6 protein-coding genes are annotated in these 7,461 nt (G+C 43.3%); 1 reads left to right on the top strand and 5 read right to left on the bottom strand.

All coding sequences use genetic code 11. The features are described from left to right. Positions 1 to 369: 369 nt before the first annotated feature. Positions 370 to 1,032 carry an L-2-amino-thiazoline-4-carboxylic acid hydrolase gene (locus DWX57_RS12660; protein WP_120124546.1) on the top strand — a complete coding sequence of 221 codons (663 nt, stop codon included), beginning with the start codon at positions 370 to 372 and terminating at the stop codon, positions 1,030 to 1,032. A 65-nt stretch (positions 1,033 to 1,097) separates the two neighbouring features. On the opposite strand, the gene fliB is transcribed toward DWX57_RS12660, so the two are convergent. The 5 genes from fliB to DWX57_RS12635 form a co-directional block, all read right to left on the bottom strand. Then, on the bottom strand, positions 1,098 to 2,345 hold the full coding sequence (fliB, locus tag DWX57_RS14470; protein ID WP_243106235.1) for a flagellin lysine-N-methylase: 1,248 nt from the start codon (positions 2,343 to 2,345) through the stop codon (positions 1,098 to 1,100). 37 nt (positions 2,346 to 2,382) lie between these two features. Further along, entirely contained in the window at positions 2,383 to 3,420 is a 1,038-nt protein-coding gene (locus DWX57_RS12650; protein WP_120124541.1) for a sensor histidine kinase, read from the bottom strand. 24 nt (positions 3,421 to 3,444) lie between these two features. Then, entirely contained in the window at positions 3,445 to 4,131 is a 687-nt protein-coding gene (locus DWX57_RS12645; protein WP_120124538.1) for a response regulator transcription factor, read from the bottom strand. Between the two features lie 64 nt (positions 4,132 to 4,195). Next, the gene (locus tag DWX57_RS12640) at positions 4,196 to 6,679 is read right to left on the bottom strand and encodes an ABC transporter permease (protein WP_243106234.1); all 2,484 of its coding nucleotides are present in this window, start codon (positions 6,677 to 6,679) and stop codon (positions 4,196 to 4,198) included. Then, complete coding sequence (locus DWX57_RS12635) at positions 6,672 to 7,370, bottom strand: ABC transporter ATP-binding protein (protein ID WP_022058355.1); 699 nt, start codon at positions 7,368 to 7,370, stop codon at positions 6,672 to 6,674. Before DWX57_RS12635 ends, DWX57_RS12640 begins: the two co-directional genes overlap by 8 nt. Positions 7,371 to 7,461 lie beyond the last annotated feature (91 nt).

The raw sequence follows: 7,461 nt of genomic DNA, 5'->3' as shown, positions 1-7,461 counted from the left end.
ATGGTATTCTTCCTCCCATTTTCCCCTAAATGACTGATAATACTTGATTATCCATCATTTTTTAACTTTACCTCAATACCCACGACTACTTAATAATATAATAACAAACTATATCATATTTACCATTAAATGTCATTACTATATTATTTAATTTTACTATATATAAATGTTTTTATATTGTTTTTTCTATAGATATAGATTTTCCCCAACCTAACAAAAATTTTCAATACATTATTGTTTGTTATCCTGAACTTTATATGATAAAATTTATTCAGTTAGTATATTCTAACCCAATAGTTAAATTGGATTTGTCAGCCCCACCACTGCGGATTCTAATAGACTGGCATCAAGTTATGGGAGGTAAATGAGATGAAACGGGCATATTCAGTATCGAGCTATGCAAAGCTTTACGAAAAATACTGCAAAGAGAATCTTCCGTCCGAAGCGGATGATATATTCAAAAAGGCTGATGAATATTACAGGGAATTCATGCGCAGGGACATGCCGGATCTCGGCAAGAACATGATGGCGACCAACATGTATGACTGGTTTACCATCGTATCATTCTATGAGGCAAGCGGCCACAGGCTTGACGGCGAGGTTCTTCTCACCATCAAACGGGATGCCGCTGAAAAGATGAAATTCCTTGGGAAAATAGTGAATGGCAACAAAAGCAACTGGCCATATAAGTTATTTGAAAAAACCTATGTGAAGTTCAACAGGATGCAGAAGGAACACCAGGCAAAAGGCGAATGGATGGATAGTTGGAAGGTTGAGATCAACCCGGATGGAAGGACTGAAGGGTTCTGCTTCCATCTGATTGGATGTCCTATAGCGAAGCATGCAAAGGAGCACGGCTATGCGGACCTGCTCCCTTATCTGTGCAGGACTGACCACTACCTTGCGGAGGTCATGCACGCCCGCCTGATCCGTACACAGATCGAGGCTCTTGGCGGGGATTGCTGCGACTACTGGTACGTAGGCGACGAGAGTCCTGCACTGGAGCAGTATAAGGATCTTGAGAAAATATAACTATTCCCCTACAAAGTAAAAAGCAAGCATCTGATTCTAATATAACGATGCTTGCTTTTTTATATTTATATACTAAACCAGTCAAGCACCTCAACCTGTTCCAGATTCTCGTCCGAATGCTCTATCTCCCTGGAATATCTGTAAGAGAGTTCTATGAGATCATCCGTCGACAAAGTCTCACCATTTCTGAGCCACCTCGCCATGAGCAGCATATAGAGTTCAACCGCATGTCCCACGCATGCGTTCACCTTGCCGGATATATTGTCGTCATACACTGCGCCGAGAAGGTAGGTTGATATGAAGTAGACTATGATCTGTTCAAGGAATATGTCCATCGTCATGCGAATCCCACCCCCACACGCTTTAACATCTTCGAAATGATTATCTGTCGCATCATTCCAAGCTACATCATCCTCTATAACGTCATTCCCAGCCGCATCATCCTCAGTCACAACATTCTCAGCAGTATCCGATTTCTGTTCCGGCTGACAGTATGAAATTTCGTTGTGAGTCTCCCACCAGGCTTCAAACCTCTTCGTATTTTCAGCAAATGCCATCTCGCCCCCACCGAACAAAAACTCCTGCGACTCAATGAGCACATCATCCCAGTCATCATACAAAAGTTCAAGATCTTCGATGAGAAACATAGCCTGTTTCTGAAGTAACATATACTCTTCATGTTCTCCGTGGATCTCCGGCTTATCCTGCTCTCCGCAGTCATCCCACATGACAAGGTCGCCCTCATCATAGTGTCTCTGTGCCGACGCGCCAATCTGTAGAACTCTCCTGACACGATCACGGATATCTGTATTTCTGTCCTGAATGATCTTCAGAATCTCCTCCCTTATATCCTCAAGATTCGAGTACAGGAAATAATCAAAATCGTCGAACACCTCATCCTCGTCATCCTCCTCGGTCACAAATGTCACCTTGCCCGTGATGTTCATCAGCATCCGTGCCACCTCCGGGCACGACAGAGACAGCGAGATCTCACGGACATTTTCAAATTCCTCCGTATGTCTCGGATACTCCCTGCATGTAGTGCAGAGGCTGTCCTTGCCCATATGTATATACATATCACACAGCATGTCATCCCGCAGAAATGCACACTTTCCACTTCTGCCGTGTCTGAAAACGCCCTCTTTCCAGTTTACTTTCCGGTGAAGTTCCGGTCTGTAATCTCCATCATACTCCTGATACCTTTCAAGAGAATCATCATCTATCACTATCTGCCATTTGCCGCAGCATGTGTCTGGGCATTTGTCCGCTATGCAGCTGAATTGCTTATAATAATCCGGGTATGTGTAAATCATATGTACTCCTTTATATATAATCATGCCATTATTCCATTCATCGGCTCTGCAACACGATCACGAACTTGTTACCGCCCTTTTGGGGAATAACACTTAACATTCCGCCCTGTTTTTCTATGATCTCCCTTGACAGATAAAGACCTATTCCAACGCCATCCTTGTCACCGGAATTTCTGCCACGGTAAAACCTCTCAAATATATGTGTACGCTCATCCTCTCCTATTGGTTCATTCTCATCTGTCACACTGATTTCAACCGTGAGCCCTAGTTTTCTGACCGACAGGACTATCTCACTTCCAGTTTTTCCATATTTTATTGCATTATCCAAAAGATTGAAACACGCTTCCGCAGTCCATCTTCTGTCATGCTGTATATCACATTTCACCTGTTCATCATATCTGATAGTTATATCGGCGTTTTTCGCACTCACATATACATCTTTCACTGCCTGCAGCACAGTGTCATTTATACTCTGGCTTTTCACATCGAGATTGATAAGTCCGCTTTCCAGTCTGGATACCTTTATCATACTCTCCGAGAGAAATGACAAGCGCTCCACCGCCAGTTCAAGGACTTGCAAGTACTGAGTACGCTCATCATCACTTATATCCGGATTTTTCAGAAAATCCGTGTACATCCTCAGGTTCGATATTGGCGTCTTCAGTTGATGGGAAAGATCCGATACCAGCCCCTTAATCTTCTCATGCTCCAGCCTCTCTCTGGAATTCTGAAGCTTCAGCGCATCGATTATCTTGTCAACCTTGCTCTGCAGCCTTGATACCAGCGAGTCATCATTTTCCGGAAATACCTGCTGCCGTTTCAGCTCAGAGAGATTGTCCAGAAGATCCGACATAGCTGCCACGACCTCCGAAATAAAGTCATCATCCGCCTTCTGCAGCAACTTTATGACAACAAACATAACTACACCACACGCCAGTGCACCTATGGCCGCAAGTATTTTCCCTGAACATACATACTCAAATACTGCTAAAAACACAAACAAAAGAAGTGAGCATACATACAGCATCCTCACTCTCTTCGTATATTTACCATAGTTTTCAATATATTTATCCATATTATCTCTGTTATCTACCCCTGCCTATGTCTCGCCAAATGTATATCCGATTCCAAACACCGTGATCACGTACTCCGGATTGCCGGCATCCTTTTCTATCTTCTGACGAAGTCTTCTGATATGCACATTCAGCGTGTTCTCATCCACATAATTTTCATTGTCATCCCAAATCTTCTGTATGATCATATCCCTTGTGAGAACGCGCCCCTTATTTTTTATCAGCAGTTCCAGTATCCTGTATTCCGTAACGGACAGCTTTATCGGTTCATCCGATATGTACACCTGCATCCGTTCAAAGTCAACACTCATATCCCCATAATGAAAACGTTCATGCTTTACCCCATCCAGTGCATTTTCACTTCTTCGAAGGACTGCCTCTATCCGCTGATACAGAAGTTCCACGGAAAACGGCTTCGCTATATAGTCATCGCAGCCGGCCCGGAACCCCTCTATCATATCAGCCTCCGTATCTCTTGCCGTGAGGAAGATGATCGGGACCTTTGTGCTTTTTCTCAGTTCTCTGCAGTAGTCAAGGCCCCTTCCATCGGGAAGGTTTCTGTCAAGCAATATCAGATCGAAGCCATGTTCCAGACAGCCATCCGCCTCCTTGCATGAGTACGCAGTTTCAACTTCGTATCCCCTCTTTTCAAGGAATAGCTTCACACCTCCACATATGATCACATCATCCTCCACAACCAAAATACGTTTCATACTTTCTCCTATCAATTACATGCTGATTCCATATCATTTTCATGACTCCCGGTCTGCCCAATATCTATGATGCTTCTCTCAGCCGGCTTGTCACCGTATCTTTTGTCACAAGTCTGAACACCATCGCCGGAACCACAATGCATATAGCAAACAGCACAACAACGACTCCGGCAACAAGTGCATAAGGATAATGAAATACTGCATAATCAGCTATATTCACACATAGCCGACCAGTTCCATACATCATAAGGCTTCCAAGCGTCACAATAAGTACTGTTGTTATAATACCATAAAACATGCCCTCGTACATAAGCATATTACGTATCTGCCTCTTTGTCATTCCAACACTCTCAAGCACTGCCAGTTCCAGTTTTCTCGTATATACACCAGTGATCATGACATTGATATAATTCACCACTCCGATAAGTATCAATATGATCGATATTCCACCGCCTATCACCTCAAGCGACAGCATAGACTTCTTAAATTCCGAGCCCTCCACCGACCTGATATCACTCCCGGCTATGACTGGATTTTCCTTTACGATGCGCTGTACATATGGTGTCACATCTGATTCTTTTCCTTTCCCCGCATCCGCAATGATGCATGAGATCGCCGCATCCGGAAACAGATCATCCATCACCGCATCACTCACAAATATCGCCTCCGGAGCTCCACCAAGTGTCCAATAATACCCAGCGGTGATTGCTGACTGCTCTGCTCTCATCATGGCTGCGCCAACTGTGATCTGTCTCTTCCTGCCCGTCTGGTCATTTACAAGTGTCAGAGTCTTATCCGTCATCCGCTCCGACGCTGATATGGAATCTACATAACCTATCAGACATACCTCTCCTTTTTCGAATGCATCTATATCAATCTTCTGTCTGGCAGTTTTGTTGTAGAGCTTTATCATATCTGAATTGACCGATATCAGCGGTGCCCCATACTGTGCCTCACTGTTGGTCGTTGTCTCATAAAATGTCGCAAGAGCTTCAGGGTCATCCTCGCTCTCAATAAACGGTGCATAAAGTTCAGCGTCAAATGGCAGTCTTACATCTGCACTTCTGTTCACCTCTACAGTACCCATACCCGGAATGTTTCGCATCTGTTCCGCGATGTCTGCCATGGTCGCCTGAGGCTTATAGTTATCTGATTCTCCGCCGCCATATAGCACATAATCATTGTGAAGATAATGCTCTATATAACTGTCCGCATCCATGCATGATATAAATGTATTCACACACAGAAATGTAACTGAACCCATGAATATCGATGCGAACACAAGTATACTTCTCTTTTTTTCACGAAACACATTCCTCCATGCCATCTTCCAGGGCCTTCCTCCACTGGTGGACTTATATCTTGTTCCTGATATATTTCCAGTATATTTCATTGCATCGATTGCAGATATCTTCCCGGCATATTTTGCCGGTTTCCTCGCACTTATAAATACAGTCGCAAATGCAAATACCACGGAGAATACATATATTCCCGGATTGAAACTGACCGCCGATGAAAGTGCAGCTTCCCTGTCTATCGACAGCATGTTCATAGCAAGAGGAACAACGCCAAACGACACCGCAGTTCCAAGGAGTACCCCTATCGGAATTCCTACACAAGCCAGATATAGGGCCTGTTTTTTCACTATCTTCTGTATCTGGGACATCGTAGCCCCGATGGTCTTGAGCATTCCATAGAATCTTATATCCTTTGTAACAGATATATACATTACATTATATATAAGAAGATATCCACTAAGGAGTATCATAAGAGCTATAATGCCTATACTTATAGCTATAAAAACACGGTTTGAACCATTTTCAGACTGAACATCATATTTCACGTCAAACTTCTGGTCCTGCCTCAAAGTAACATTCTTCTCAAGTTCATCTTGGAGTTTATCACCCTTGCCCTCCTTTGCGGAGATACTGACACGTCCATCCTTCTGCATATCTATCCCCTGGGAATCCACATATTTCTTTGACACCAGGCATACGCTGCTCTTGGCAAATCCTGTGTACCAGCCTGAGAGCACAAAATTTTTTCTCTCACCATCCATCACAAACGTAACATTCTGGCCTACCTTTGGCGACGTGATACCCATATTGTCAAGTATCTGCTTTGTGAGCATTATCTCATTCTCATCCTTCGGATAACTGCCATTTATATCGGTTATGGCAGGTTTCAGATTCTCATTAAATTCTGTATCATCATCATACTGAAGCAGATAACTGTACTTGCCTGATCCCGTGCTTACTGTCTGTGCATCGATCTGTATTCCCGCTGCAAGAAGTGACGGACAGGCCTTTATATCATTTATCTGACCTTCAGATGGACGCTCCATATATATAGAAGATCTTGTTCCCTGAAGTCTGAGCTGCATCTGGTTAAGATTTTTAGCTATTGAAAATCCCAATGTAAATACGGCCGTGAACATAAATGTTGTGAGAACGATCGCCAGAATAACAATTACATTTCGCACTTTGTTCTGCTTTAACATGCGGTGATATATCCTGCTCACCGCCGCCTGATTATTGTTTCTAAGCATCCTTCTCACCCCCATCTGGTACTCCTGCTGAGAAGATCCTGCCATCTTCGATCCGTATCATCTGGTCTGCCATGGTTGCTATCTCTTCATTATGAGTGATCATCACTATCGTCTGTGCAAATTCTTTACCAGTCAGCTTTAACAATGCAATGACATCCATACTGGTCTTGCTGTCCAGATTGCCTGTCGGCTCATCAGCCAATATGATAGAAGGTTTTGCTGCCAGCGCTCTGGCTATCGCAACCCTCTGCTGCTGGCCTCCTGACAGCTGGTTCGGCATAGAAAATTTCTTTTCCGATAAGCCGAGCACATCCATAATTTTATCTACATACGCAGTGTCTATCTTCGTTCCATCCAGCTCGATCGGAAGCACTATATTCTCGTACACATTTAATATCGGCACCAGATTGTAATTCTGGAAGACAAATCCTATCTTTCGTCTTCTGAATATCGTAAGTGCCTCATCGTCCATTTCAAAAATAGCTTTGCCGTCCAGTATAACATCCCCCGATGTTGGCCTGTCGAGACCCCCTAAGAGATTTAGAAGTGTTGACTTTCCACTTCCCGAACTGCCTATGATAGATACAAATTTTCCCTCTTCAATATCAAGTGACACATCTGTAAGCGCATGCACGACATTGTCTCCTGTTCCGTATGTCTTTGTAAGATTATGGGTTGATAATATATTCATGATACCTCTTCCTTTTCATTTTCTTGTCTGTTCTATCTGATGATTTTATTCTAACATCCACATCTTACAATCTTATTACGTTTAATATTAA

It is taken from the genome of Coprococcus sp. AF19-8AC (assembly GCF_003603115.1).
Taxonomy (GTDB): domain Bacteria; phylum Bacillota; class Clostridia; order Lachnospirales; family Lachnospiraceae; genus Coprococcus; species Coprococcus aceti.
Note: the sequence above shows the minus strand (reverse complement) of the source record. Positions and strands in the feature narration are given on the sequence as shown.

Bases quoted from the DNA above. Each gene is read 5' to 3' on its own strand.
- DWX57_RS12645 (WP_120124538.1), bottom strand. From the start codon at position 4,131: ATGAAACGTATTTTGGTTGTGGAGGATGATGTGATCATATGTGGAGGT.
- fliB (WP_243106235.1), bottom strand. From the start codon at position 2,345: ATGATTTACACATACCCGGATTATTATAAGCAATTCAGCTGCATAGCG.
- DWX57_RS12660 (WP_120124546.1), top strand. From the start codon at position 370: ATGAAACGGGCATATTCAGTATCGAGCTATGCAAAGCTTTACGAAAAA.
- DWX57_RS12650 (WP_120124541.1), bottom strand. From the start codon at position 3,420: ATGGATAAATATATTGAAAACTATGGTAAATATACGAAGAGAGTGAGG.
- DWX57_RS12635 (WP_022058355.1), bottom strand. From the start codon at position 7,370: ATGAATATATTATCAACCCATAATCTTACAAAGACATACGGAACAGGA.
- DWX57_RS12640 (WP_243106234.1), bottom strand. From the start codon at position 6,679: ATGCTTAGAAACAATAATCAGGCGGCGGTGAGCAGGATATATCACCGC.